Origin of the sequence: Rhodococcus sp. WY5, assembly GCF_018588185.1 — a bacterium.
Lineage (GTDB): Bacteria > Actinomycetota > Actinomycetes > Mycobacteriales > Mycobacteriaceae > Rhodococcus_F > Rhodococcus_F qingshengii.
Genome location: NZ_JAAMPR010000001.1, coordinates 3,022,486 through 3,047,249, shown reverse-complemented (window position 1 = coordinate 3,047,249; position 24,764 = coordinate 3,022,486). Strand labels below are relative to the sequence as shown.

Annotated in this window: 22 protein-coding genes and 1 tRNA gene; 11 read left to right on the top strand and 12 right to left on the bottom strand. The window is 62.7% G+C overall.

Features of this window, described 5'->3' with window-relative positions:
• Positions 1-16: 16 nt before the first annotated feature.
• From G4D79_RS14325 to G4D79_RS14310, 4 genes are all read right to left on the bottom strand, one after another.
• Positions 17-493 carry an SRPBCC family protein gene (locus G4D79_RS14325; protein WP_030536240.1) on the bottom strand — a complete coding sequence of 159 codons (477 nt, stop codon included), beginning with the start codon at positions 491-493 and terminating at the stop codon, positions 17-19.
• A 75-nt stretch (positions 494-568) separates the two neighbouring features.
• Positions 569-934, bottom strand: a complete 366-nt coding sequence (locus G4D79_RS14320; protein ID WP_042448820.1) for a VOC family protein — start codon at positions 932-934, stop codon at positions 569-571.
• On the bottom strand, positions 931-1,317 hold the full coding sequence (locus G4D79_RS14315; protein ID WP_003945275.1) for a phage holin family protein: 387 nt from the start codon (positions 1,315-1,317) through the stop codon (positions 931-933). The genes G4D79_RS14320 and G4D79_RS14315 overlap by 4 nt, the downstream gene beginning before the upstream one ends.
• A 40-nt stretch (positions 1,318-1,357) precedes the next feature.
• The gene (locus G4D79_RS14310; protein WP_099698907.1) at positions 1,358-2,323 is read right to left on the bottom strand and encodes an L-lactate dehydrogenase; all 966 of its coding nucleotides are present in this window, start codon (positions 2,321-2,323) and stop codon (positions 1,358-1,360) included.
• Positions 2,324-2,430: 107 nt separating this feature from the next.
• Between G4D79_RS14310 and G4D79_RS14305 the strand changes: the two genes are divergently transcribed.
• Both G4D79_RS14305 and G4D79_RS14300 read left to right on the top strand, forming a co-directional pair.
• Positions 2,431-3,273 (top strand): PE-PPE domain-containing protein, encoded by an 843-nt coding sequence (locus tag G4D79_RS14305; RefSeq protein WP_037126338.1) that lies wholly within the window; start codon positions 2,431-2,433, stop codon positions 3,271-3,273.
• Between the two features lie 62 nt (positions 3,274-3,335).
• Positions 3,336-4,433 (top strand): glycerophosphodiester phosphodiesterase family protein, encoded by a 1,098-nt coding sequence (locus G4D79_RS14300; RefSeq protein WP_172827019.1) that lies wholly within the window; start codon positions 3,336-3,338, stop codon positions 4,431-4,433.
• Between the two features lie 296 nt (positions 4,434-4,729).
• On the opposite strand, the gene G4D79_RS14295 is transcribed toward G4D79_RS14300, so the two are convergent.
• Positions 4,730-4,805 (bottom strand) — tRNA-His (locus tag G4D79_RS14295).
• A 188-nt stretch (positions 4,806-4,993) separates the two neighbouring features.
• Between G4D79_RS14295 and G4D79_RS14290 the strand changes: the two genes are divergently transcribed.
• Entirely contained in the window at positions 4,994-6,058 is a 1,065-nt protein-coding gene (locus G4D79_RS14290) for a pseudouridine synthase (protein ID WP_235868029.1), read from the top strand.
• Positions 6,059-6,501: 443 nt separating this feature from the next.
• Here the strand turns inward: G4D79_RS14290 and G4D79_RS14285 are convergent, their stop codons facing one another.
• The 3 genes from G4D79_RS14285 to G4D79_RS14275 form a co-directional block, all read right to left on the bottom strand.
• Complete coding sequence (locus G4D79_RS14285) at positions 6,502-8,172, bottom strand: DUF5677 domain-containing protein (protein WP_134929850.1); 1,671 nt, start codon at positions 8,170-8,172, stop codon at positions 6,502-6,504.
• A 246-nt stretch (positions 8,173-8,418) separates the two neighbouring features.
• Positions 8,419-9,498, bottom strand: coding sequence for a redox-regulated ATPase YchF (ychF, locus tag G4D79_RS14280; RefSeq protein ID WP_214514242.1), 1,080 nt, complete (start codon positions 9,496-9,498; stop codon positions 8,419-8,421).
• A gap of 70 nt (positions 9,499-9,568) precedes the next feature.
• Entirely contained in the window at positions 9,569-10,087 is a 519-nt protein-coding gene (locus tag G4D79_RS14275) for a CD225/dispanin family protein (RefSeq protein WP_371683539.1), read from the bottom strand.
• A gap of 92 nt (positions 10,088-10,179) precedes the next feature.
• Here G4D79_RS14275 and G4D79_RS14270 point away from each other — a divergent pair, with 92 nt between their 5' ends.
• The 3 genes from G4D79_RS14270 to G4D79_RS14260 all read left to right on the top strand — a co-directional run bounded on the left by G4D79_RS14270 (position 10,180) and on the right by G4D79_RS14260 (position 14,364).
• Positions 10,180-11,757, top strand: coding sequence for an FMN-binding glutamate synthase family protein (locus G4D79_RS14270; RefSeq protein WP_042449196.1), 1,578 nt, complete (start codon positions 10,180-10,182; stop codon positions 11,755-11,757).
• Positions 11,758-11,869: 112 nt separating this feature from the next.
• Entirely contained in the window at positions 11,870-14,152 is a 2,283-nt protein-coding gene (locus G4D79_RS14265; RefSeq protein ID WP_007726338.1) for a carbon starvation CstA family protein, read from the top strand.
• A gap of 2 nt (positions 14,153-14,154) precedes the next feature.
• Positions 14,155-14,364 (top strand): YbdD/YjiX family protein, encoded by a 210-nt coding sequence (locus tag G4D79_RS14260; RefSeq protein ID WP_099698606.1) that lies wholly within the window; start codon positions 14,155-14,157, stop codon positions 14,362-14,364.
• Between the two features lie 6 nt (positions 14,365-14,370).
• On the opposite strand, the gene G4D79_RS14255 is transcribed toward G4D79_RS14260, so the two are convergent.
• A complete protein-coding gene (locus G4D79_RS14255) occupies positions 14,371-14,775 on the bottom strand; it encodes a hypothetical protein (protein WP_003945253.1) in 405 nt (134 codons plus the stop codon).
• Positions 14,776-14,927: 152 nt separating this feature from the next.
• Between G4D79_RS14255 and G4D79_RS14250 the strand changes: the two genes are divergently transcribed.
• Positions 14,928-16,121 (top strand): AI-2E family transporter, encoded by a 1,194-nt coding sequence (locus tag G4D79_RS14250; RefSeq protein WP_003945249.1) that lies wholly within the window; start codon positions 14,928-14,930, stop codon positions 16,119-16,121.
• Here the strand turns inward: G4D79_RS14250 and G4D79_RS14245 are convergent, their stop codons facing one another.
• Entirely contained in the window at positions 16,122-19,100 is a 2,979-nt protein-coding gene (locus G4D79_RS14245) for an AAA family ATPase (protein WP_099698607.1), read from the bottom strand.
• Complete coding sequence (locus G4D79_RS14240; protein WP_099698608.1) at positions 19,097-20,272, bottom strand: exonuclease SbcCD subunit D; 1,176 nt, start codon at positions 20,270-20,272, stop codon at positions 19,097-19,099. Before G4D79_RS14240 ends, G4D79_RS14245 begins: the two co-directional genes overlap by 4 nt.
• Before the next feature lie 217 nt (positions 20,273-20,489).
• Between G4D79_RS14240 and G4D79_RS14235 the strand changes: the two genes are divergently transcribed.
• Complete coding sequence (locus tag G4D79_RS14235) at positions 20,490-21,446, top strand: DUF6542 domain-containing protein (RefSeq protein WP_042448843.1); 957 nt, start codon at positions 20,490-20,492, stop codon at positions 21,444-21,446.
• Between the two features lie 70 nt (positions 21,447-21,516).
• On the opposite strand, the gene G4D79_RS14230 is transcribed toward G4D79_RS14235, so the two are convergent.
• Positions 21,517-22,530, bottom strand: a complete 1,014-nt coding sequence (locus G4D79_RS14230; protein WP_099698609.1) for a 4-hydroxy-3-methylbut-2-enyl diphosphate reductase — start codon at positions 22,528-22,530, stop codon at positions 21,517-21,519.
• A gap of 153 nt (positions 22,531-22,683) precedes the next feature.
• On the opposite strand from G4D79_RS14230, the gene G4D79_RS14225 reads away from it, so the two are divergent.
• The 3 genes from G4D79_RS14225 to G4D79_RS14215 are packed head-to-tail and all read left to right on the top strand — an operon-like array spanning position 22,684 to position 24,760.
• Positions 22,684-23,283 carry a lipid droplet-associated protein gene (locus G4D79_RS14225; RefSeq protein WP_030536251.1) on the top strand — a complete coding sequence of 200 codons (600 nt, stop codon included), beginning with the start codon at positions 22,684-22,686 and terminating at the stop codon, positions 23,281-23,283.
• Positions 23,280-24,545 carry an exodeoxyribonuclease VII large subunit gene (gene xseA, locus G4D79_RS14220; RefSeq protein WP_007726351.1) on the top strand — a complete coding sequence of 422 codons (1,266 nt, stop codon included), beginning with the start codon at positions 23,280-23,282 and terminating at the stop codon, positions 24,543-24,545. The genes G4D79_RS14225 and xseA overlap by 4 nt, the downstream gene beginning before the upstream one ends.
• Positions 24,542-24,760 carry an exodeoxyribonuclease VII small subunit gene (locus G4D79_RS14215; protein WP_003945276.1) on the top strand — a complete coding sequence of 73 codons (219 nt, stop codon included), beginning with the start codon at positions 24,542-24,544 and terminating at the stop codon, positions 24,758-24,760. Before xseA ends, G4D79_RS14215 begins: the two co-directional genes overlap by 4 nt.
• Positions 24,761-24,764 lie beyond the last annotated feature (4 nt).

Below are 24,764 nucleotides of genomic sequence, written 5' to 3'. Positions count from 1 at the left end.
CGGTACCACCGGCTTGTCAGCTCTTTTCTGCAGCAGCTTTCAGCTGGGACAGGCCCTTCTCGAAATCCTTTCCGACAAGCTTGTCCATGCTGAAGATGAAACCAAAGATCTTGAAGAACAGATTCTTCTTTCCGGTCATCTTCCACGTCACCTGAACTTCACCGGAATTCGGCGAGATGAGAAACGTGGTGACGTTCTGCGCCTTGAACGGCTTGAGGAAGGCCAGGTCCAAAACTACTCGTTCATTCGGGACGGATTCGGTGATCACCATCGAACCGGAGCCCGCCTTCTTGTTTCCCGCCCAGGCGTACGAAGCCCCGACGCCCGCGTCAGGCCCCGCGTACGTCCGCTGCATCGCCGGGTCGAGACCTTCCCACGGCGACCACTGAGTCCACTGATGGAAATCGTTGATCAACGCGAAGACGACCGGTGCTTCTGCCTTGACGATCTTCGTACGTTCTACCAGGAATTCGTTGGAATTCTGCGAAGCCATCGTCGATCTCCAATTCTCGGGCGTGACAAGTGTTCGGAATTATCCACGGTCGACGAGATCGGAGCGAGTCGACATTCAGTCCCGCAGGCACAGGCAGAAATAGTGACCGACCGGGTCGCGGTACACGCGGAAAGTCTGATGCTCCGGAATGTCGGTCACCCGCTGCGCTCCAAGGTTCGTCACCCAAGCCTCGGCGGGGTCGAGAGAATCCACGAACAGATCCAGATGGATCCCGACACCGGAGGTCGGCCAGTCCACCGGAACGAAATCCGGAGCGAGCTGAAACGCGAGCCGCTCCCCGCCGGGTCCTTCGATCACGTGCCAATCATCCTCGTCGCGAACACTTTTCCACTCGAGGACCTGGACGTAGAAGCTGGCCAATGCGGCCGGATCCGGGCAGTCCAGGACTGTGTAGTCCATACCGATGTTCGGGCGCGTCACTGTGCCTTCTTCTCCTGAACTTTCTTACGCACGAACAACAACGGAAGAACCAACGTCGCAACGGCGGTTACCAGCCACACGACGACGGTTCCCAGAATCCACGTCGAGACACCGGAGATCGACAGATTGGAGAAGAGCGACGCCACCAACAGCGCGACAAATGTCGACACCAATCCGATTCCGCCGAGAAATGCCGGTGCATGGCGCTTTGCCACCGTGGCGATGAACGGCGCCAGGACCGACTGCGCAATCGCAAAGATCACGACCGCAACGATGAATCCGGATGTGGGCGCCGAGAAGCCCGAAAGAATCAACGACGCAACTAGAAGCCCGACAGCGGCAGAACCCAGGAAGATCGCGGCGCGAATCAGGAAGCTGATCATTTGTTGATCCTATATGTCGGATATCAAGGAGAACAGATATTCACAATCCCAGAGATTCCTGCACCTCTCGCAATGTCCGGGCAGAAGATCGGAGCCCCGAAGCCTCCATTTTCGATAGCGGCACTTCGAGGACTCGGCCGGCACCAGCACGACCAACCATCGTGGGAAGGGACAGGCAAACGTGCTCGAGTCCGTGGACGCCGCTCTGCAAAGTCGACACCGGCAGAACCCGTTGTTCGTCCCGCAACACGACTTCCGCGATGAATGCGCTCGACAATCCGATGGCGAGGTTGGTCGCACCCTTACCCTCGATGATCTCGTAAGCACTCTCGACTACAGACTTCGCTACTTTCGCGCGTAGGTCGGGGCCGAGGACGCCACCCGACGGTCCCACGAACGAGGTTGCCGGCACTCCGCCGATGGTTGCGCTCGACCAGAGCGGAATCTCGGAATCCCCATGCTCGCCCACGATGAAGGCATGAACGTTCTCCACCGCGACTCCGAGTTCGGTAGCCAGCAGGAATCGCAATCGGGCCGTGTCCAGCACGGTCCCAGATCCGAAAATTCGCCCGCGGTACGACGGTCCCGCAGCCTGGATCGCTGCGTAGGTCGCCACGTCGACCGGGTTGGTGACGAGGAGAAGGACCGCGTCCGGTGACACCGCCAACAGTTGTTCGGTCAGTGTCTGCGCGATCTTGACGTTCACCGCGGCAAGTTCGAGCCGCGACTGACCGGGATGCTGTTTGGCGCCCGCGGTGACGACGACCAAGTCGGATCCCGCGGTGACCGAGATGTCATCGCCTCCGTCGACAGTGCACGGCGGTGTGAACTGGGTGCCGTGGTTGAGATCGAGAACTTCGGCCCGGACCTTTGCGCTGTTGGTGTCGTAGAGGGCGAGCGCGTCGGCCGATCCGCGTATCAGGCACGCATACGCAATTGCGGTGCCGACGCTTCCCGCACCGACAACGGACACTTTTCGTCTGGATGAACGATTCGGCGTCGTCATGGGTAAATGGTGCTCGCTCGATAACGATTTCGCAGTACAACGGATTGCCAGTCTCTTCTCAGGGTTTGGATGCAGACCTCTCAGAATCGACGTGGATGATCGCTGACATGGCTGAGGTAACCGTTCTTGCAGTTGGCGGCACCGGCGAATCCCACGTCGGCGACCACGGCGCCCGTGTGCGCGGACTCCTCAGTGCCGTCACCGACGAACTCGACAGTCGATTCGATTCTCGCTGGGTCGCTTATCCCGCATCGTACGGTCCGGTCGCCGACGGTGGCCTGAGCTTTCGGCACAGCACCGCGATGGGTGTGAAGGCCCTCACCGCCGAAATCGCACAGACAGACGGCCCGGTCATGCTGATCGGATACTCACAGGGATGCACCGTGATCCGCTCGGCTCTTCCGACGCTGAACCGCGCCAACATCATCGGAGTCGGACTGATCTCCGATCCTCAACAACCGGCAGGCGTGATCGAAGGTTGTGAGGGACACGGAGTTGCCGGCGACGGACCCGAGATCCAGCCGTGGATTCCGGTCAAGTGGATCGGGCACCCGCAGGACATGATCTGTAATGCCAGCGACGACAGCTACATTCGCGACATCGCAGACTTGACGCGCTGGATGTCCTTCTCGCAGGCACGCGTGTGGGCAGGAAAGGTTTGGGAACTACTTCGTAGCAATGCTTTCCAGAATGCGCAGAAGACTCGTTTCAGTCCGAAACAGTGGCGTACCGATCTACGACGTATTCGCACCGCGTTCCTCGAAGTACTTGGTTACCTGCCGACGAAGTTGAACCTGAACCGATTTCAGCTCAAGAACCCTCGCGGCGGTAGACACATCAGCTACGCGATCGAACCTCTCGACGAGAGCGGACTGACCGGGTGTGAGCTTCTGGCGTCGTGGATGAAGGTCCACGCGAGCGGCGTCGGGCAGCGCATTCACGCGGCCTGACCTTTACCGTTAGTTTACCTAACGAACCCCGGGGAGCCATTCGACGCCTCTACGTTCCTTTCATGCAACTGAGCAGAATATTGTCGTGTGCCGCCGTGACCGTCGCACTCCCCCTCACCGCCCTGGCGGCCCCGGCCGGCGCATCGCCAACCGGCAGTCTCGACTGGTCCGGTTCGTTCGGTAGTTCAGCACCCCAGCCGGTTTCGACGTTCGACGTCCAAGCCCACCGCGGCGGGCTCGGCCTGTACACGGAAAGCAGCCTGGCCGCGTTCGCGAATGCCCTCGAAATGGGCGTCAGCACACTGGAACTCGATACCCAGATCACCGAGGACGGGATCGCTGTCGTCACGCACGATCGTAAGATCTCGAACAAGAAATGCCTCGACACCGAGCCCGCAACTGCGGGTGACCCGGAGTTCCCGTACGTCGGCAAATTCGTCAACACGCTGAGCCTGCAGCAGATCAAGACCATGGACTGCGGCACTCTCCCCCTTGCCGGATACCCTGAACAGCAGAATGTTCCGGGAGCGAAAATGCAGACGCTCGAAGAAGTGCTTGCCCTGGTGAAGTCGTACAACGCACCCGGAATCAAGCTCAACATCGAGACCAAGGTGGAAGCGGGAGCGCCTCACGAGACCGCCCCGCGTGAGCAGTTCGTCTCTGTAGTCCTCGATACGATCCGGGCAGCCGGATTGTTGGACAGCGTCACCATTCAGAGCTTCGACTGGGGCTCGCTCATGCTCACCCGTCAACTCGCGCCGAGTGTCCCCGTCGTTGCGCTCACAAACGGCGACTTTCTCCAGGTAGGCAAGGACGGAGCGTCACCGTGGCTCGGCGGTCTGGACATCGATGATTTCGGTGGCGACGGCATCGCGGCGGTAGCAACCTTTGGTGCCTCCGCCTACTCCCCCGTCCAAGGAACTCCGCAGGGCGGAAAGGTCGGGGATCCCGGTTTCACCCTCTATCCGACAGCCGACATGATCGCGAGCGCACATGCGCGTGGCATGAAGGTCATCCCGTGGACCGTCGATGATCCCGCCACCATGCACGCCCTGATCGACCTCGGTGTCGACGGGATCATCACCGACTACCCCGATCGTCTCCGAGCCGTTCTGGCCGAGCGAGGCATGCCACTACCTGCACCTGCGGTCAAGAAGTAGCCTCCACCGCGCACCGAAGCAGGTACCTGAACAGGTACTACGGCCGATGTCCCCGGGGTCCCGTCGGCCGCATCCTGGACAGGTACTTGCTCGGGTGATCGGAGGTGAATTCTGATGATGTCTTTGAAGGATCAGTTGGACAACTGCGAATACCTACTTGCCGACGCGGAAATGGCCGGCGACTGGAATGCTGTCCGGCGATTCAGGGAATACCGGCTCAGGCTCGTTCGACAACTGTGCAGGCAAAGGGCCGCCGGCCTCTGCGCCTAGAGGCCCGACCTCAACCGTATCTGAGCTGGTCCCTCTGGGCGGTTACGATCCGCCGTCGCCCGAGTCACAGTCGGGTGCTCTCACCAATTGAGCTACAGAAGGTATGGCCCGCAGTGCTTTTCGACTGCGATCTTTCTCTGCCGAACCATACGGGCCCGCATCTCTTCCGCGCTACTGATTTTCGAGTAGACGATCTACACCGACCACCGCTGTGAGTTCGGTTTCCGCGTCCCCGCGGGGACGTCCCCGTCGAGGCCACACCGAATCACCGCTGACCAGTAGTCGATGGGATGATGACCTGCGTGTCCATGTCCCCACCGCTGCCCGTCAAGAACGGGGTTGGCCCGACGCGCCTACGCATCCCGCTCTCGGGGCCGTGGGCGACGATCGCCGAGTACGTCGTAGCCAAGTTCGACCATCTGGACGCCGAGAACCTGTATCGGCGGTTCGACGACGGCGAGTTCGTGGATACCGACGGCCACTCGATCTGCCTGAACACAGAACTCAGCGCGCACCGGTTCGTCTGGTACTACCGTGAGTTGCCGGCGGAGGACCCGGTGCCGTTCCACGAGGAGATCCTGCACACCGACGACGATCTCGTCGTCATCGACAAGCCACATTTTCTCCCGACCACTCCGAGCGGGCGATACCTGCGTGAGTCGGCGCTCATCCGCCTGCGGGTTCGTCTCGACAACCCAGATCTGACCCCGATCCATCGACTCGACCGCGGCACCGCAGGAGTGGTGATGTTCTCGGCCCGCCCCGCGACGCGCGGCGCGTACCAGTCACTGTTCGAGAAGCGTCAGGTCACGAAGGTCTACGAGGCGGTGTCGGCGCGACCGACCCGGCGGGGCCGGGATGCACCAGCGCTCGACGTCCCTCTCGTTTACCGCAACCACATCGAAGCTCGACGCGGCGAGTTGCGAGTCGTCGTCGACGACAGCCGTGAACCCAACTCCGAGACCATGATCGAGGCGCGAGGGACGGGCGTGAGTGCCTCCGGACGTGCTGTGCTGCACACGGTTCTACGTCCGCAGTCCGGACGGATGCACCAGTTGCGAGTGCACCTGGCAGCTCTCGGCGCCGGGATCCTGGGCGACCGGCGATACCCCGACCTGCTGCCCGACGCGCCGGACGATCATTCCCTCCCACTCCAATTGCTCGCGAGGGAACTCGAATTCACCGACCCGTTGACTGGGAGAGCGCGGCGGTTTGTGACACGTCGGACGCTCAGCGAGATGCCCGCGTTTGACTGCTGTGCCCACCGGCAATTAGAGAGTCAAACTGCTGATTCCGTATCTCAGCTTGCTTGCGAACTGGTTCCAGGGCGCGAACCTGCTTCGGGCCGCATGTGACAAGCGAGATGCTTGGAGACCAGCGGCCGCGCAGTGCGGCGTATTCCCCCGCCACCGTTGGAACCGGTGCCCAACGACCTGTTGGAGTCCACACAAACGGACGAGGCGGTGCCTAAAATGCGAAAAGTACGGGTTACCGCTGTACCGCTCTCGCCCCCGCCATGCGGGCCAGCCGGCAGGCGCCTGCCACGAGTGACCCGTACCGGTGCCGCCCATCTCGACATACGCCTGCTCATGGCCTCAATCCGAACGAAATCCATCGACGTTGCGGCGCTGCGGTGACTGTCTGCGCGATGGCTGATTCTCTGGAAGCTCGCCGAGTCGAGTCAGCCATGCCATGTCGCCTCTCAGCCGGGAAACTGCTCACTTCTCAGCCCGTCGGCGAGCCATTCATTGGCCTGCCGCTAGACCGGAACTCGGCTACACATCGCCACGTAGCAACCTCATGACACCAACCCCTCATTGTCAGGTGCCTCCGACAAATCGTCGTCGGCGTTCATCCAGGCAAAGGCGGCAGTTACTGCGTCCTCGTCAGTCCCGAGGATGCCCAGTCCCTCGCGCGCGAGGGAGTAGAACTGTTCCACCCAAGACCCAGCTAGCTCGACGTTCCCTCCGGGGTTCAGCGACAGACTGGGTATTAGGTGCATTCCGTGGAGAACATTCAAGCACGGCTCCATCGCATGCGTTTCGACTGACCACCATTCGGAGTGCGCTACCCCGCTTGAGAGGGAGTACGCCTGCCGGTAGAAGTCCAGCAGACCGGCTTCCTCCGCCATCGCCCGGATCGACTTGCCGCCAGCGAAGGTGTCTCGTGTGTCAACTGTCCGGTGATCAACAACGTCGTGATTGTGGCTGAGGCGCTGAAGTTCGTCGATGCTTTCGCGAAAGCCAGCGGTTCGCGCATCGTCGGGCAACTCATCTGAGATGCGGGCGTAGAGCTTTGCCTTACCTGCCCCGTATTCCTGGAACTGTCTGTAGATGGCTGGATCCTGCAGCGCCATCCAGTGGAGATTTATTTTCGTCTCAACCAACATGCGAGCTATATGCGCGCCATGCTCTAGACACCACAGATCGGGGGCGCCCAGCACCGCGATGAGATCACGCCCGGCTCGGGCCACAAGCCCGGAAATCACCTCCTGCCGTTCGTTCGAGTAGAGATGGGCCGGGGCGGTCTCCAGCGCCTCGACGAAGCTGCTCATCACGTCCATCGTGAACCTGCGCAGATTCTCACCATCCACGGACATGGATGTCGGCTCGGCTTGATCGGAGTGCGCGGCTGATGCAATGTTCCCGGCCGGTTCGCCGTCATCCGGTTCAGTGCGGCCGTCATGGGAATTTTCGACAGCCCGCTTCCGGACGCAACGAGATGTCATAGAGTTCACTCCCCAGAAAACACGTGCCCACTTAATCGCTTCATCGAAGTAACCCGGATCGTTGAACTTCACCATCGCTTTGTGCGCGCCCCAGGAAGCACGAACCATGGAATCTGCTGCCGCGCGATTGTCCAGATTACCCGGGTAGTCTTTCAGGAGTTCGATCATCTGGGCATCAGAACTGAAGGTTCCCGCCTGGACCGCACTCCAGGTGCGCAGGCATTTAATGAGCGCTTCGCGGTGGCCGCCGCGTAGGACCGAGAGCAACGCATCGCGAATAAGGTCCAGATCAGGTTGCGCTGGGGGTTTGACCTCGATGTCGCCGACAAGCCACGGTGCAGGGCGGAACGGATATGAGACCAGCGCGCGAACAACTCCCGCCGAAAGCAGGCCTTGACGGTCGGCCTCCGATACAACTATTCCGACTGAGTTGGGGAACTTCTCGGCAAGGCCAGCCAAGTGTGTAAGGCGTCCATCCAACGATTCCGCGACAAAGGCAACTTCCCCATGGTGCGCGAGCGATTCCTGGACTGCCTTCTGCCACTTCACGAATCGTCGAATGCTGTCGTTCCCGTGCTCAGCCAGGACGAGTGCGGGCCAGAGAAGGTCCGGGAAATCGTCCTTGATCCAATTCTCGATGCCCAGCACACCCGTCGCAGCGAGCGGGGACTTGTAGACGCGACCCTTTCTTACATGGCCGACCATAGGTCCAGCGTGTTGGTTTGGCTTCGGGAAGCTCATGTAAAGAAGCTACCCTCTGGGTCTGACGCGGCAGACTTGACGACGTCACGTCCCCGGATCTCGGGGCATGACCGCGACTCGACACGAGTATGGGCAGCACTCTGCACGTGGGTACGGAACCCCGGTAGTTTCTAGCGCTGTCACCAGATGATTCGACCCGACTCAGCCAACGAGACGAGGTTGACGGGCACTCTGGTAGATATGGCCCGTCTTCCTGTGCGGATGTAAGGGTTAGACCGAAAGCGGCTACACGTTGAAGCGGAACTCCACCACATCGCCGTCGGCCATGACGTATTCCTTGCCCTCCATGCGGACCTTGCCGGCAGCCTTGGCCGCGGCCATGGAACCCGCCTCGACGAGGTCGTCGAAGGACACGATTTCAGCCTTGATGAAGCCGCGCTCGAAGTCGGTGTGAATGACGCCGGCAGCCTGGGGCGCGGTGTCACCCTTGTGGATCGTCCAGGCGCGAGCTTCCTTCGGACCAGCCGTCAGGTAAGTCTGCAGTCCGAGGGTGTGGAAGCCGGTGCGCGCGAGAGCGTGCAGGCCGGGCTCGGTCTGACCGATCGAGTCGAGCATTTCCTGGCGATCTTCCTCGTCCAGCTCGAGCAGTTCCTGCTCGACCTTCGCGTCGAGGAACACGGCATCGGCAGGGGCGACGGAAGCGCGCAGTTCCGCGATCTTCGCCTCGTCGGTGAGCACCGACTCGTCGGCGTTGAAGACGTACAGGAAGGGCTTGGTGGTGAGCAGGCTCAGCTCACGCAGCAACGAGAAATCGAGCTTGTCCTTGACGCTGAAGAGCGTCGTGCCCTCGTTGAGGAAGGCCTGAGCCTTGAGCGCCTCGTCGTGGGCTGGCTTGAGCTCCTTGTTCTTGCGAGCTTCCTTGTCCAGACGCGGGAGAGCCTTCTCCAAGGTCTGCATGTCGGCGATCACGAGCTCGGTCTCGATGACCTCGATATCGGAGGCCGGGTCGACCTTGCCGTCGACGTGGATGACGTCGTCGTCGGCGAAGACGCGAACTACCTGGCAGATGGCGTCCGCTTCACGGATGTTGGCCAGGAACTTATTACCCAGGCCTGCGCCCTCGGACGCGCCCTTGACGATGCCGGCAATGTCGACGAACGACACGGTCGCAGGGAGGATGCGCTCGGAGCCGAAGATCTCGGCGAGCTTCTGCAGCCGCGGATCGGGCAGCTCGACCAGACCGACGTTGGGTTCGATGGTCGCGAACGGGTAGTTCGCTGCCAACACGTCGTTGCTGGTCAGTGCATTGAAAAGGGTGGACTTGCCGACGTTGGGCAGTCCGACGATTCCGAGGGTAAGGCTCACGGTCTGTGGATTCTACGGCCTCGCGGCGACGTGACGGGTACTCGCCCCACCGTCACGTCGCGGCAGGTGATCAGTTGTAGGTATACGAATCGACGGACGACACGATCGCAACCAGGAAGATCACGTAGAACGCGATGAACAGCACCCAGCAGATGACGGCTATCAGGAGCGAAATCTGCCCGAGCTTCTTCACCCGCTCGGACGCGTACTGCGCGCCCTGGTGATCGCCCATCGCCCACTTCGGGTAGATGTCGTGGAGATGGTTGAACGCGGCGAACGCGATAGGCCAGAAGAAGATGATCGACGCGACGGCCCATCCCGCGTTGGACTTCGGCGGACCGTACTGAGGCGCCGCGTACGTGGGAGCAGCGCTGTACTGCTGGGCTGCGCTGTACTGCTGACCGGTCGGATACTGCTGTCCGGCTGAGTACTGCGGGTCGGTTGGGTACTGCTGGCCCGTCGGATATTCCTGGCCTGCTGAATATTGCTGACCGGCTGAATACTGCTGGCCTGCCGGATACTGCTGCTCCTTCGGATACTGTTGCTCCTTCGGATCCTGCGGGTCGGTCGGATATTGCGGTTCGGTCATCATTCCCCCAAAGAGTCGGATTCGGTTCTCTATCGCAGAACCTAGTGGAGACTTACCGCTGCCGTGTCACAGTGAGCGCCTACGCTCTCGAGGTGACTCGGATGCTGATCGTGCTCTTGATATGGATAGTGGGTCTCGGCACCGCCGCGCTCGCAATTGTCGCCTCGCCCGGATGGTGGGTGATCGCTGTCGTCACTCTCGCGCTGGCGGCGATGGGCACCTACGACCTCACTCAGAAGTCCCACAGCATCCTCCGTAACTATCCGGTCCTGGGGCACGCGCGATTCCTCCTCGAGAAGATTCGACCGGAGATCCAGCAGTACTTCGTCGAATCATCCACCGATGGAATGCCATTCGATCGCGAAACGCGAGATCTGGTTTACGAGCGGGCAAAGGGAACACTGGCGGAAGAGCCCTTCGGGACCGAGCGCGACGTCAATGCGATCGGCTACGAGTTCATGACGCATTCGATTCGCGCACGGACCGCCCCCGACACCGTTCCCCGAGTTCGCCTCGGCGGACGCGATTGCACGAAGCCGTACGACATCGCTCTCCTGAACGTCTCCGCGATGAGCTTCGGGTCGTTGTCCGCCAACGCAATCGAAGCCCTCAACGCCGGCGCCGCCAAAGGCGGCTTCGCCCACGACACCGGCGAAGGCGCGATCAGTCCGTATCACCGCAAACACGGCGGCGATCTGATCTGGGAAATCGCCTCGGGATACTTCGGATGCCGAACCGAGGACGGCCGATTCGATCCTGACCGTTTTGCCGAGCGTGCCGGACTCGATCAGGTGAAGGCCATTTCGATCAAGCTCTCGCAAGGTGCGAAACCCGGGTTGGGTGGCGTGCTTCCCGGAGTCAAGGTCTCCCCCGAAATCGCCGAAACCCGCGGGGTACCCGTCGGCCAGACCGTGATTTCGCCACCCGCGCACACCGCGTTCAGCACCCCGGTCGAACTGGTCGATTTCATCGCGACCCTGCGAAAACTGTCGGGAGGCAAGCCGGTCGGGATGAAACTGTGTGTCGGCTCGCGTCGTGAATTCCTCGGAATCTGCAAGGCGATGATCGAACGCGGTATCACGCCCGACTTCATCATCGTGGACGGTTCCGAAGGCGGCACCGGCGCAGGTCCGGTGGAGTTCGAGGACCACATGGGCATGCCGTTGACCGAGGGCCTGATGCTGGTGCACAACGCTCTGGTGGGAACTGGTTTGCGCCCTCTCGTGAAAGTCGGCGCTTCCGGAAAGGTGGCGAGCGGTTCCGACATCGTCAAACGCATCATCCAGGGCGCAGACTTCACGATGGCGGCCCGCGCAATGATGTTCGCAGTGGGCTGTATTCAGGCCCAGATGTGCCACACCAACCGCTGCCCGGTCGGCGTTGCCACTCAGGATCCGGCACGCACCCGCGCACTCGACATCCCCGACAAGAGCGAGCGCGTCTACCGATTCCAGAAGGCAACCGTCGCCAGCGCGCAACAGATGATCGCGTCGATGGGCATCGATTCCTTCGACCAACTGCAACCGGGAATGCTCAACCGCCGCGTCGACGGTCTCACCACTCGCACCTATGCCGACCTGTTCGACTGGCTGATGCCGGGCGAACTGCTCGACTCCCCGCCGCAGAGCTGGCTCACCGATTGGATCGACGCCGACGCTCACCGATTCTGACGTCGGTCGACTCCCGCGTTTCAGATCGCGCGGATTCACCCTTCTGGTCCTACAGTGACAGATGGCCCGCGGTGACGGCGGCCACACGTGCACTAGTGGACGGAGTTCGACGATGAGCTTGACGACTGCGCCGGAACCAAATGTCGAGTACCTGAAAACCGATCCTGACCTGCCACCTGTCGGCGTCATCGACAAAACACCCATCTCCACGACTGCGCGCGTCGTCTTCCTTGTTCTCGGACTGGTCGGCGCGGGCGCCTGGTACATGATTGCGATCGTCCGCGGTGAACACATCAGCGCCGTGTGGTTCGTGTTGGCCGCAATCTGTACCTATCTGATCGCCTACCGCTTCTATGCGCGGTTGATCGAACGCAAGATCGTCAAGCCTCGCGACGACGTCGCCACTCCCGCCGAGATCATGGAGAACGGCGCCGACTACATGCCGACCGACCGTCGGGTGCTGTTCGGTCACCACTTCGCGGCAATCGCCGGTGCCGGCCCCCTGGTCGGACCCGTGTTGGCCGCGCAGATGGGATATCTTCCGGGAACGATCTGGATCATCGTCGGCGTCGTGTTCGCCGGGGCGGTGCAGGACTTCATGGTCCTGTGGATCTCGTCGAAGCGCCGCGGGCGCAGCCTCGGTCAGATGGCCCGCGAAGAACTCGGCCTTGTCGGCGGCGTCGCCGCACTGATCGGCGTGTTCGTCATCATGATCATCCTCATCGCGGTGCTCGGACTTGTGGTCGTCAATGCGCTCGCCGAGTCCCCGTGGGGAGTGTTCTCGATCGCGATGACCATCCCCATCGCGCTGTTCATGGGCGTGTACCTGCGGTATCTGCGGCCGGGCAAGGTTTCCGAGGTCTCCCTGATCGGCGTCGTCCTGCTTCTCCTTGCCATCGTCTCCGGCGGATGGGTTGCCGATACCGGTTGGGGCGCAGACTGGTTCACACTCTCGAAGGTCACCATCGCGTGGCTGATGATCGCGTACGGATTCGCCGCATCGGTGCTGCCGGTCTGGCTGCTCCTGGCACCGCGCGACTACTTGTCGACGTTCATGAAGGTCGGCACCATCGCGCTGCTGGCCATCGGAATTCTGGTCGCACGACCCGCGCTGAACATGCCGGCAGTGACGCCGTTCGCCTCCAACGGCGAAGGCCCGGCCTTTGCCGGTTCACTGTTCCCGTTCCTGTTCATCACCATTGCCTGTGGCGCGCTCTCGGGCTTCCACGCACTGATCGCGTCCGGTACGACGCCAAAGCTGCTCGAGAAGGAAAGCCAGACCAAGATGATCGGGTACGGCGGCATGCTGACCGAATCGTTTGTCGCGATCATGGCTCTGGTCACCGCCTGCATCCTCGATCAGCACCTGTACTTCGCACTCAACGCTCCCGCGGCACTGACCGGTGGAACACCGGAAACCGCAGCCGAATACGTCAACAATCTGCCCCTCGGCACTGCCCCCATCACACCGGACGTGCTGACTCAGGCAGCCGAGGCCGTCGGCGAAGAATCGATCATCTCGCGAACCGGCGGCGCCCCGACGCTCGCGTTCGGAATGTCCGAAGTGCTCAGCGACGTCTTCGGCGGCGACTCGCTGAAATCGTTCTGGTACCACTTCGCGATCATGTTCGAGGCGCTCTTCATCCTCACCACGATCGATGCCGGCACCCGCGTCGCTCGATTCATGCTCTCCGACTCGCTCGGCAACTTCGGCGGTCCGGCAAAGAAGTTCAAGGACCCGTCGTGGCGCATCGGCGCGTGGCTGTGCTCGCTGATCGTCGTCGCTGCCTGGGGCGCGATTCTGCTCATGGGTGTCACCGATCCGCTCGGCGGAATCAACACGCTCTTCCCGCTCTTCGGCATCGCCAACCAGCTGCTCGCCGCAATCGCACTGACGGTGGTCATGACGATCGTCATGAAGAAGGGCCTGTTCAAATGGGCCTGGATTCCCGGCGTGCCGCTGGTGTGGGACCTGGTCGTAACCATGACCGCGTCGTACCAGAAGATCTTCTCCGACAACCCCGCGATCGGGTACTGGGCTCAGCACAACGTGTTCAAGGACGCGAAGGCTGCCGGCGAGACGGCGCACGGTTCCGCGAAGACTCCGGAGGCCATCGATGCCGTCATTCGCAACACCTTCATCCAGGGCACGTTGTCGATCATCTTCGCGTCACTGGTGATCGTCGTGGTCATCGCCGGGATCATCGTATGTGCCAAGGCAATCCGAGCGGGCGGGCTGCCGACCACCGAGTCCCCGGAAGAACCGTCGAAAATCTTCGGACCCGCCAGCTTCATTCCGACGCCCGCGGAGAAGGAAATCCAGAAAGAATGGGACGAGCTGATCAAAGCCGGGAAAGTCCGGGCGCCCGGCGCCGCACACGGAGGTGGGCACTGACCATGACGACGGCGACCATGACGGCAAAACTCACCACAGCGTTCCGCGGAACGCTGTGGTGGGTTCGCTCGGTGATGGGTGATCTCGACTATCAGCGCTACGTCGAGCACACCCGACGCCACCACGCCAACTCACCGGTGATCAGCGAACGAGAGTTCTGGCGCCGCCGACACGCAGCAGCCGACGCCAACCCAGGCGCCCGCTGCTGCTGAATCCGGTCAGGGGCAGGTGGCCTTCGCGAGTTCGTAAATGTGGCCGGCCTGCTCGTCGGTGGGCTTGTTGCCGTTGTTCTCGGCCAGGTCGGTGATCTTGGTCTTGACCTCCGCCTCGTCCGTGCCGTTGGCGACCTCGGTACACGTGGTCGTCAAGATCTCCTCGATGTCTGCGTCGTCGCGGTTCTCCGCCAACGGTGCGTAAGCCCCACGGAACGTGGCGACGAACAGCGCCGTCTTGCCCTGATCGATGGCGTTGCCCGCTGACTGTTTCGCCGTCTCGAGCGCCTGTTGCCCGCTCGTGACTGCCTCGCTGATCTTGTTCTGCGCGTTGTCCTGATCCTCGGTGCTACACGCGGTGAGCCCGAGAACGACGATTGCTGCTGCCCCGACTGCTGCTGCGATTCTCATGACGGAAATGTTAGTCCGATCAGCATGCTTCAAAACACAGTATTGCAGCGCAACACACGAGTTATCGCATGCAGTCGTTACGATCAGCTCAGCTAGATCACCGGATTCGCACATCGGCGAGGAGATCCCTGCGCCGACGGAAAGGACGATCAGTGAGCGAGCAAGACAAGGGGACGTCCGCAGGGGTGCGCAAGCGCGACCGCGGCGAGATCATCGGGCAAGGGGGTATGTGGCTCGCAAAATGGTCGTTGGTGTTGGCGTCGATTTCGCTGGGCGCCTGGATTTTCGGCTGGCTGATCGAAAAGCTCTGGGTCATCATCCTGCCGGTGGCTCTGGCTATCGTTGTTGCGACAGTCATGTGGCCGCCGACCCGCGGCATGATCAAGCGCGGTATGCCACCGGCCGCGGCAGCCGGCATCACCCTGGTGCTCTCGATCGGAATCCTGGCCGGTGTGATCGCAGGCATCGTTCCGTCAGTGGTCAGCCAGGCCCCCGAGCTCGCGAACAAGACCACCGAGGGCATCAACCAGGTTCAGGACTGGCTCCAGGGTCCGCCGCTGAACCTGAAGGACGACCAGATCGACAACGCCGTCCATGCCGTCATCACCAAGGTGCAGGAAAGTGGAACCGCCATCGCTTCAGGCGTTTTCAGCGGCGTGAGCACAGCGAGCTCGTTGTTGGTCACGCTCGGTTTGGTCCTGATTCTCGCTTTCTTCTTCATCAAGGACGGACCGAGGTTCATCCCCTGGCTCCACGCTGTCGGCGGCGGCCGCGCCGGTCGGCATCTCGAAGAGGTCCTCACCCGCATGTGGGACACGCTCGGCGGATTCATCAGGACACAAGCACTGGTGAGTCTGATCGACGCGGTCTTCATCGGCGCCGGACTGCTGATACTCGGGGTCCCGCTGGCACCGGTGCTGGCAATTCTCACGTTCATCGGTGGCTTCATCCCGATCGTCGGTGCCTTTGTCGCCGGCGCCCTGGCCGTGTTGGTTGCGCTGGTGGCCAACGGTCTCACCACCGCCATCATCGTGTTGATCATCATCCTGGCCGTTCAGCAGATCGAAGGAAACGTCCTTCAGCCTGTGCTGCAGAGCAAGTCGATGAAACTCCACGCCGTCATCGTGCTGCTTGCCGTGGCCGCCGGTAGCTCGCTGTACGGCATCGTCGGCGCCTTCCTCGCAGTGCCCGTCGCCGCTGTGGCAGCAGTTGTCATCCGGTACATCGGCGAGCAGATCGACGAACGCGCAAGCGACAACGAGCCGATGCCCGCCGGCGATGCGTCGGACATCCTCGAGGATCAAGACGACGACGCCGAGTCAGAGGTAGAGAACAAAAAGGCCTGATCAGCCCGCGATCACCTTCACCGAGGAGCCTGCACGTCCGCGAATGACGTGCAGGCGACTCGGGATTCGCTGCCTCATCTCGTCCACGTGACTGACGATGCCCACCACTCGTCCACCGTCGCGAAGCTCATCCAACACAGCCATCACCGAGTCGAGGGTGTCGGCGTCGAGAGTGCCGAATCCTTCGTCGATGAACATCGTGTCGAGAACGATTCCGCCGGACTCCGCCGCAACCACATCGGCAAGTCCGAGAGCCAAAGACAATGACGCCAAGAATGATTCACCGCCCGAGAGCGTCTTCGCCGAGCGAACGACACCCGTGAAGTCGTCCCGGATGTCGAGCCCCAGACCGCCGCGGCGACCCCGAGAACCTGCCTCGTCACTGTGCACGAACTCGTATCTGCCCCCGGACATCCGCTGCAGCCGAACCGATGCCGACACCGCGATCTCTTCCAACCGCGACGCGAGTACATAAGCCCTCAGCGACATCTTGCGACTGTTCTGCCCTTTACCGGCGATCACGTCGGCGAGAGCAGCGAGTTCGTCGTGCAGTTCCCGCTCAGGTGCAACCGCTTCGTATGCTTTCTCGAGTTGTCCGCTGAACCGTTCGAGATCCGACACACGGTTCTCGGCCAGGGAAGCAGCTGCAACAGCCGAGTTCACCACCTCGGCGCACTGAAGAGCACGCTCGCGAGGACCGTCGACGTCGACTGTCTCGACTTCGCTCACCGCAACGACCTCGGGGTCGTCGAGGACCGTCCGAGCGGCCACCTCGAGGTCGCGTGCTTTGGCGAGTTCCGTTTCGATCGCTGCGATTCGGGCCGGCGATCTCACCCCTTCGATCGCAGCCTCGACCGAATCGAATCCAGCAGCGGCCGCCGCAGCGGCCAGTTTGGTCGACAGTTCCGCCGATCGCGCCTGCGCACGAACGGCGTCGTCACGCATCTCAGACGCCGCCGAGGCAGCGGAGGCAAGCCTTTCGAACCGCGAGCGCTGAGCAGCGATGGTCGAATCTTCTCCCACCGCGGCGACGATCGCCGCTCGAATCTGCTCGACCGTGGCCGACAGAGTCGTCGTACGCTCGGTCAGTGCCGCCAATTCGGCCGTCATAGAAGCGGATTCCTGTTGCAGCTCGCCGTCACGCTCGTTGAGATGCCCGAGCTTGTCGGCCAACTCTCCAACCTGACCGGCAGAGTGGGTCGCCTCGTCAACGGCGTTCCGAGCCGCGGCGCGGAGCCTGTCGAGTTCTGCGACGTCGCCGTCCCCGCCGCGGGCGATCACCCGGTCGATGTCACGGTCGACGGTTACCTGGCGGTCGACTACCTTGCTCAGGGCTTTCTCAGCCGCACGCTCGGCTGCGGACGCGACTTCCAGATCGGGCTCGGTGACCGTCACGACATCAGACTGCGCCGGCGCAGGGTGTTCACGCGAACCACACACCTGGCATGGGTCACCGGGCGCGAGTGAACTCGCCAACTCCGCAGCCATGCCCTCGATACGCTTCTGCACGAGGTCGAGCCAGCGCCCGCGAGCACTCTGATGGGCGTCGCGCGCATCCAACACCTGCACACGAATCTTCTCGGCTTGCGCACGCAGAGAGACGAATTCATGAGCCGCTGCCGCAGCATCCGATGCTTTGGCCAGTGCAGCTTCGAGGCCGGGCAGAGCCGCGTGCGCGCGTTGCGCATCCTCCAGTCGTTGGCCGGCCGAGCGCACCATTTCTGGCAGTTGAGTGCGTTCAACCGCGATGGCATCGATGCGCTCGGACAGAGCGTCTCGCCGAACTCCGAGTTTCTCGATCTCGGCTTCTGCCGCATCGGCTCTGCGGGCATCCTCCGCCATTGCGTCCAGGCGAACGATCTCGTCACGCCAGGTCCGGATCCGAGCTACGACGCGTTGACGCTCGTCGTCGGTGGGTGGCCACACCTCCGGCACGAAAATCTCCGGACCGCCCGTTGCGGAGTAGGTCGACATCGCTGCGGTCATCGATTCGAGTGCGGCAGCGAGGTGCAAGCCGGCAGCGTCCACATCGCCGGCGACAGCGGCCACCGGCAGTGCGCGCTTGGCGGTCTCGAGTTCAGCGCCGATCACAGCTCTTTGGGCGGCGCCCGTATTGAATGCTGCGAGTTCAGCGGTCGCACGATTACGGCGAGCGACCAGATCTGCGGTTCGCTGCGCAACGGTGAGCACCCGATTAGCCTCGGCTGCTGCATCTTTCGCGGTCACCAGCTCCGCAAGACTTGTATCGCGGGTGTCCTGAGCCTCGGCGAGGAGTTTGCGCGACCATTCCAGTGGGTGTGCCTCGGCGCCTACCTCGAGTCCCGCAGCTGTCTCGACCTTCGCGAGCAGCAGCCGCACGGATTGCTCCCTTGCCGCGAGCGCGGTCGCACTTGCCTTTCGCTTGGCGTCGAACCATGCCTCGACGGAGACAAAACGCTTGGTGTCGAACAGACGCTCGAGCAGTTTGCCTCGCTCGTCACTCTCGGCACGCAGGAATTTGGCGAACTCACCCTGCGGCAAGAGCACCACCTGGAAGAACTGATCAGCGCTCATGCCCATGAGGCGGTTGATCTCGTCACCGATGTCAGGGATGCGCGAAAGATTCTCGCCGCGGCCGTCCAACCACGTCAGTGTGGCCTTTGCATTCTCTGTGATCGAACCGGTCCCGCGCTTCTTCGGACGCGAATACTCTGGACTACGAACAAGTTTGATTCTGCGACCACTGATGGTCGCTTCGAGTTCCACGCGCGGCACCGAACCGGCGGGCGCGTGATCGGACAACAATCGCTTGCCCTCGTTGCGCGCACCCGGCACCCGCCCGTACAGGGCAAACGCAACCGCGTCGAGGATCGTGGTCTTGCCTGCACCGGTGTCGCCGTGCAGAAGGAACAGCCCGTCTGCACCCAATCGGTCGAAGTCGACCTCGACAGTGTCGGCAAAGGGCCCGAAAGAGCTGACTTCGAGTTTGTGCAGCCTCACGCGGTTTCACTCAGTTCTACCGTGGACTCCTCGGCGCGCGCGGCAGCGCTGAGCGCTTCGGCCATCAACGTGACCTCCCGCTCGGTCGGGTCACTACGCACGGCCGAGACAAAGCCGCGGGCGATCTCCATGTCGGTTCGACCCCGTACCGCGTCGCGATACTTGAGATCCGATTGTCCTTCCGGCCTTTGCCATTCGAGGTGAACGGCAAACGGGAAACGTGCCTGGAGCTGCCTCATGGCATCGACGGGACGAACCGGGTCGGTGAGCAAAGCGGAGACGTAGCACTGCTCGGAATCGGTATACTTCGACTCGGTGAGAAGTTCCTCGAGAGTTCCCGTCACCTGGCTCAGCCCCCGAATCACCGGAAGATCGAGGCGCTGCACCGACGACAGACCGGCTGCGTCGAGTTCGATCAAAAGCGCAGCCTTGCGGTGGCTGCGCTCACCGAACGAATACGGCAACGGTGAACCTGAGTACCGCACACTCTCCGAGAGCATCTGCGGAGAATGCAGGTGTCCGAGGGCGACATAGTCGACGCCGTCGAATTCGCCCACTGCGACGGTCTCCACTCCGCCGACCGAAATGGAGCGTTCCGATTCAGACGCCTCACCGCCCACGACGAAGGCATGGGCGAGCAGTACCGACCGAGTCAACGGATCGGTAGCTGTTCGTTCGGCGAGGTCTCGCCGAACACGCGACATGGCCGCTCCGAGGATGTCGGAATGAGTACGAGCCCGGGGCACGTCCAACTCGACGCGCGTGATCTCCGGTTCGAGATACGGAATCCCGTAAAAGGCGACGGGCCCGAACTGATCGCTCAGCATCACCGGAGTACCGATCTGGCCGACTCGGGTGATCAAGTGCAAGCCGCCGGCAGCGGCAAAGGATGCCCCGGCTCCGAGCCGCACCGCGGAATCGTGATTGCCGGACGTCGCGACGATGACCGCCCCCGCCGCCCGGATTGCCTCGAAGCCTCGATTGCACACGGTGACCGCGTCGGAACTGGGAATCGAGCGGTCGTAGATGTCCCCCGGCACGACCACGACGTCGATTCCGTATTCGCGGACGGAATCTGCGATGGAACCGAGCACACTCGCCTGATCGGCCAGCAGATCGACGCCGTGAAAGGTGCGACCTATATGCCAATCGGAGGTGTGCAGAATCTTCATGAATCCGACGGTAGAGCAGCCCACCGACACCGCCGATCTCCCACGCTGACGGCTTCGTCGGTGTGCCCCAACCCACGAGCGTCCGGTGACCCTGCACACAATCCGTCCGGTTCGTTTGGCGAAGAACCCGAAACCATCGCGCCATCGCGTCGATAAATGCGCCAGCCACGACCCGCACAAACACGGCCGACAACGCAAGAACCGCTAATGTCGTTATGTGTCTGCAACCCAACGTGCTCGCTCCGGGGTACCGCTGGACAAGCGATCGCTCATCGTGACCGTCCCCGGCCTGCCCTGGTGGGGAGTGATCCTGCTTGCTGCCGGTGTGACCGCCGTCGGCGTACTGATCGATGCCACCGGAGGCGGCGGAGAGCTCACCGCGGTGTTCTCGACGTTCTACTTCCTGGGCTGTCTCTTCGCTGTGGTTGCCGCTTCGAACAAGGCCCTCTTCACCGCGATGGCCCAACCGCCGTTGCTGCTCTTCGCTGCGGTGCCGATCGGGCACACGCTCATCGGCAAGGACAACAGCACCGCGCTGCGCGATATCGCGATCAACATCGCGTACCCGTTGGTCAACCGCTTTCCGATCATGTTGGCCGCAACCGTGGTCGTGCTGATCATCGGTGGCTTCCGGTACTTCCTGCTCAATCAGCGCCCCACCGGGCCCGCGCGCTCGACCCGCTCCCGCCGCTCGGCGGCCACCACTCGTGACTCCTCTGCGGCTGCCACGCGAGAACAACCCGCACCCGAGACCGGGCGTCGACGCAGAGTCTCGGACGCGCCCGTCCCCGGGCCCCCGCGTCGCCGCGCCCCCGAGGTGGACGAGCAGCCCGCCTACCGAAGCACCCCCAGGCGCGAGCCGATCCAGGACGAGCGTCCGCTGCCGCCTCGGAGAAGCCCTCAGCCACCCAGGGTCGATCGCACGCACCAACCGCCTACGCGTCGCCCCCAGCCCGACAGTCGGCCCGTGGCAGACGACGACTACCCGTCGTACGGTCGCCGCCGGGCGCCCGAGCCCACTCCGTCGCCCAGACGTGAGGAGCGGATGGAGCCCTTCTTCGCTTCGGGTGACGACGTATCGCCGCCGCTGCCCCCTCGCCGCCGCCCACCCGGAGTCGATCTTCCCGCGTATCCGCCGCCGCGAGTTCGGTACCGCGATCGCGAAGAGCCCTGAACAGACGCGCCCGGTAGCACAAAAAATGCGGGGCACCTTCCAGATGGAAGGTGCCCCGCATTTTCTTGATTCAGGACGTGCGCGCTGCTCGCAATTCACGGGGAAGGGCGAACACCAGAGTCTCGTTGGCAGTGGTGACGGGTTGAACGTCGTTGTATCCGTGCTCGGCAAGAAGTTCGATCACGCCGCGCACGAGCACCTCGGGTACCGATGCGCCTGACGTGATGCCGACTGTCTGGACACCCTCGAGCCACGCGAGATCGACCTCACGGGCGTAGTCGACCAGGTACGACGCGGCAGCGCCCGCCCCGAGCGCGACCTCGACCAGGCGAACCGAGTTGGACGAGTTCCGCGAACCCACCACGATCACGAGATCGCACTCGGGAGCCATCGCCTTGACCGCGACCTGACGGTTCTGCGTGGCGTAGCAGATGTCGTCGGACGGCGGGTCCTGCAGATTGGGGAAGCGCTCACGCAGGCGCGCGACGGTCTGCATCGTCTCGTCGACGCTCAGTGTGGTCTGGGAAAGCCAGATGACCTTCGACTCGTCACGAACCGTGACCGCGTCGACCGAATCCGGGCCGTCGACGATGGTGACGTGATCGGGAGCCTCACCTGCGGTGCCCTCGACCTCCTCGTGGCCTTCGTGGCCGATGAGCAGAATGTCGTAATCGTCGCGGGCGAATCGCTTCGCTTCCTGGTGCACCTTCGTGACCAGGGGGCACGTCGCGTCGATCGTTCGCAGGTTCCGCCCGGCAGCCGAGTCGTGGACGGCCGGCGACACACCGTGCGCCGAGAACACGAGCAACGATCCCTCGGGAACCTCGTCGGTTTCGTCGACGAAGATCACGCCCTGATCTTCGAGCGTCTCGACGACGTGGCGATTGTGGACGATCTCCTTACGCACGTAGATGGGTGCGCCGTGCTTCTCGAGGGCCTTCTCGACGGTCTCGACCGCGCGGTCGACGCCGGCGCAGTAGCCGCGAGGCTCGGCGAGGAGCACGCGCTTGGCGCTGCCCTTGCGGGTGGACGGCGAATCAGCCGAGTGCGCGATACCGAGATTGAGAGGAACAGCCGAAGACATGTGACCAGCCTACTGGCACCTCGAACGTGAGACACTCCGGCAAACGTGAACACCTCGGTTTCGGGCTCCGATCGAAGGTTCCGAAGTAAACGAGTACGGCCGTCACAGGCAAGTCGGCTACCGATTGTCGGAGCTTTGCGGCAAGCTGTGGGAATGATCCGACCACCGTTCGTGGCGCGCGTTGCCGCGGGACTCGCCGTCACCGCGATGGAAGAGGCAAAGAAGTTGCCCACCACCGCCGTCGCCCTGCCGATGACCGCCGTGAGCCAGATGCTGCAGACAAGCATGCGCGTGCAGCAGTCGATCACCTCGCTGGCGATCAAGGGCGATCAGGCATTTGCACTGATCAACTGGTCTTCCGAGGACGAACAGCCCGAGTGGGCGGTCTTCGACGAAGACGTCGATGCGCCTGCTGACCCGACGCCTTCCACCGGATCGACCACCGCTGACACCCCGACCAACGCCGGTCGCTTCGCGCTCTACTCGCTCGAGCCGACTGCCCCCATCGAGGAACCCGCACCCGTCGCCGAGTCCGAATCCACGGCAGCTACGACGGACGGACCTGCCGAAGAGCCCGAGATCGTCACCGAACTCGACTACCCCAACCTCACACTCGCACAGCTCCGTGCGCGCATCCGGACGCTCAGCATCGACGAGCTGACCGCAGTCCTGGACTACGAGAATGCGACGCTCGCTCGCGCACCGTTCCAGACCATGCTCACTAACCGCATCACCACAGCCAAGGCAAAGTGACTTCCGCAACGCCCCCCGCTTCATCGCAGCGATCGTCCGGCGCCAGTAGCGCTGAGCAGCCGTGGCCGGTCCGCACGGTTTCCGCCAAGGTCGCCGGCTGGATCGATCGGCTCGGCAGTATCTGGGTCGAAGGTCAGATCACCCAGATCAATGCACGCCCCGGCACCCGAACGGCCTTTCTCGTCCTGCGTGATCCGTCGGCAGACATGTCGCTGTCGATCACGTGCTCACCGCAGTTGTTGCACAACTCCCCGGTGCCGTTGACCGAGGGCTCGCGAGTCGTGATGTTTGGCAAGCTCTCGTTCTACACCGGACGCGGAACGGTGTCGTTGCGTGTCACCGAGATTCGCGCCGTGGGTATCGGTGAGCTGCTTGCCCGCATCGAGAGACTGCGCGCCTTGCTCGCCGCCGAGGGCTTGTTCGATCCGCGGCTCAAACGGCCGCTTCCGTTTCTGCCCGGCACGATCGGCCTGATCACGGGCCGAGCCAGTGCGGCCGAGAAGGATGTCGTCTCAGTCGCCCATCGTCGTTGGCCAGCAGTTGCCATCGCAGTGCGTAACACCGCGGTTCAGGGCCCGACTGCTGTTCCCCAGATCATCGAAGCGCTGAAGGAACTCGACGCCAACCCGGTAGTCGACGTCATCATCCTCGCTCGCGGCGGCGGTAGCGTCGAGGATCTCCTGCCGTTCTCCGACGAAGCGCTGTGCCGCGCCATCGTGGCCTGCACGACGCCCATCGTCAGTGCCATCGGACACGAGCCGGACAGCCCGCTCAGTGACCACGTCGCCGACCTGCGCGCAGCCACACCCACGGACGCGGCCAAGCGCGTCGTACCCGACGCGGTTGCGGAAGCTGCCCTGGTTGCGGATCTGCGTGACCGCAGCGCTGCGGCACTGCGCAGCTGGGTCAAGCGTGAGTCTCATCTGATCGAACAGTTGCGCACTCGACCGGTCATGGCATCGCCGCTGCTCGCGGTGGACCGTCGCGCCGAGGAGGTCGAAAGGCTCCAAGCCGCCGGACGACGCGATGTGACTCGGTTGATCGACACCGAGTCCCGAACGATCGAGCATCTGCGCGCCCGGCTCACCACGCTGGGCCCCGCCGCGACGCTGGCCCGCGGGTACGCAGTCGTGCAACGTGTTGTCGCCGACGGCGATCCGGAGGTTCTGCGCTCGGTCGAGGACGCGCCACCCGGTACCCAGATTCGAGTTCGACTTGCAGACGGCGCCGTTCGCGCCGCAGTGATGGGAAGAGAAAAATGAGCAACGCCACCGACACCGACATCAACGAACTCGGCTACGAAGCAGCCCGCGACGAATTGGTGAGCGTCGTGAAGATTCTCGAACAGGGCGGTCTGGACCTCGACGCGTCACTCTCACTGTGGGAGCGAGGCGAAGCGTTGGCCAAGCGCTGTGAAGAGCACTTGGCCGGCGCGAGGGCCCGCGTCGAAAAGGCTCTGGCCGAAGCGGACGAGTAACGTC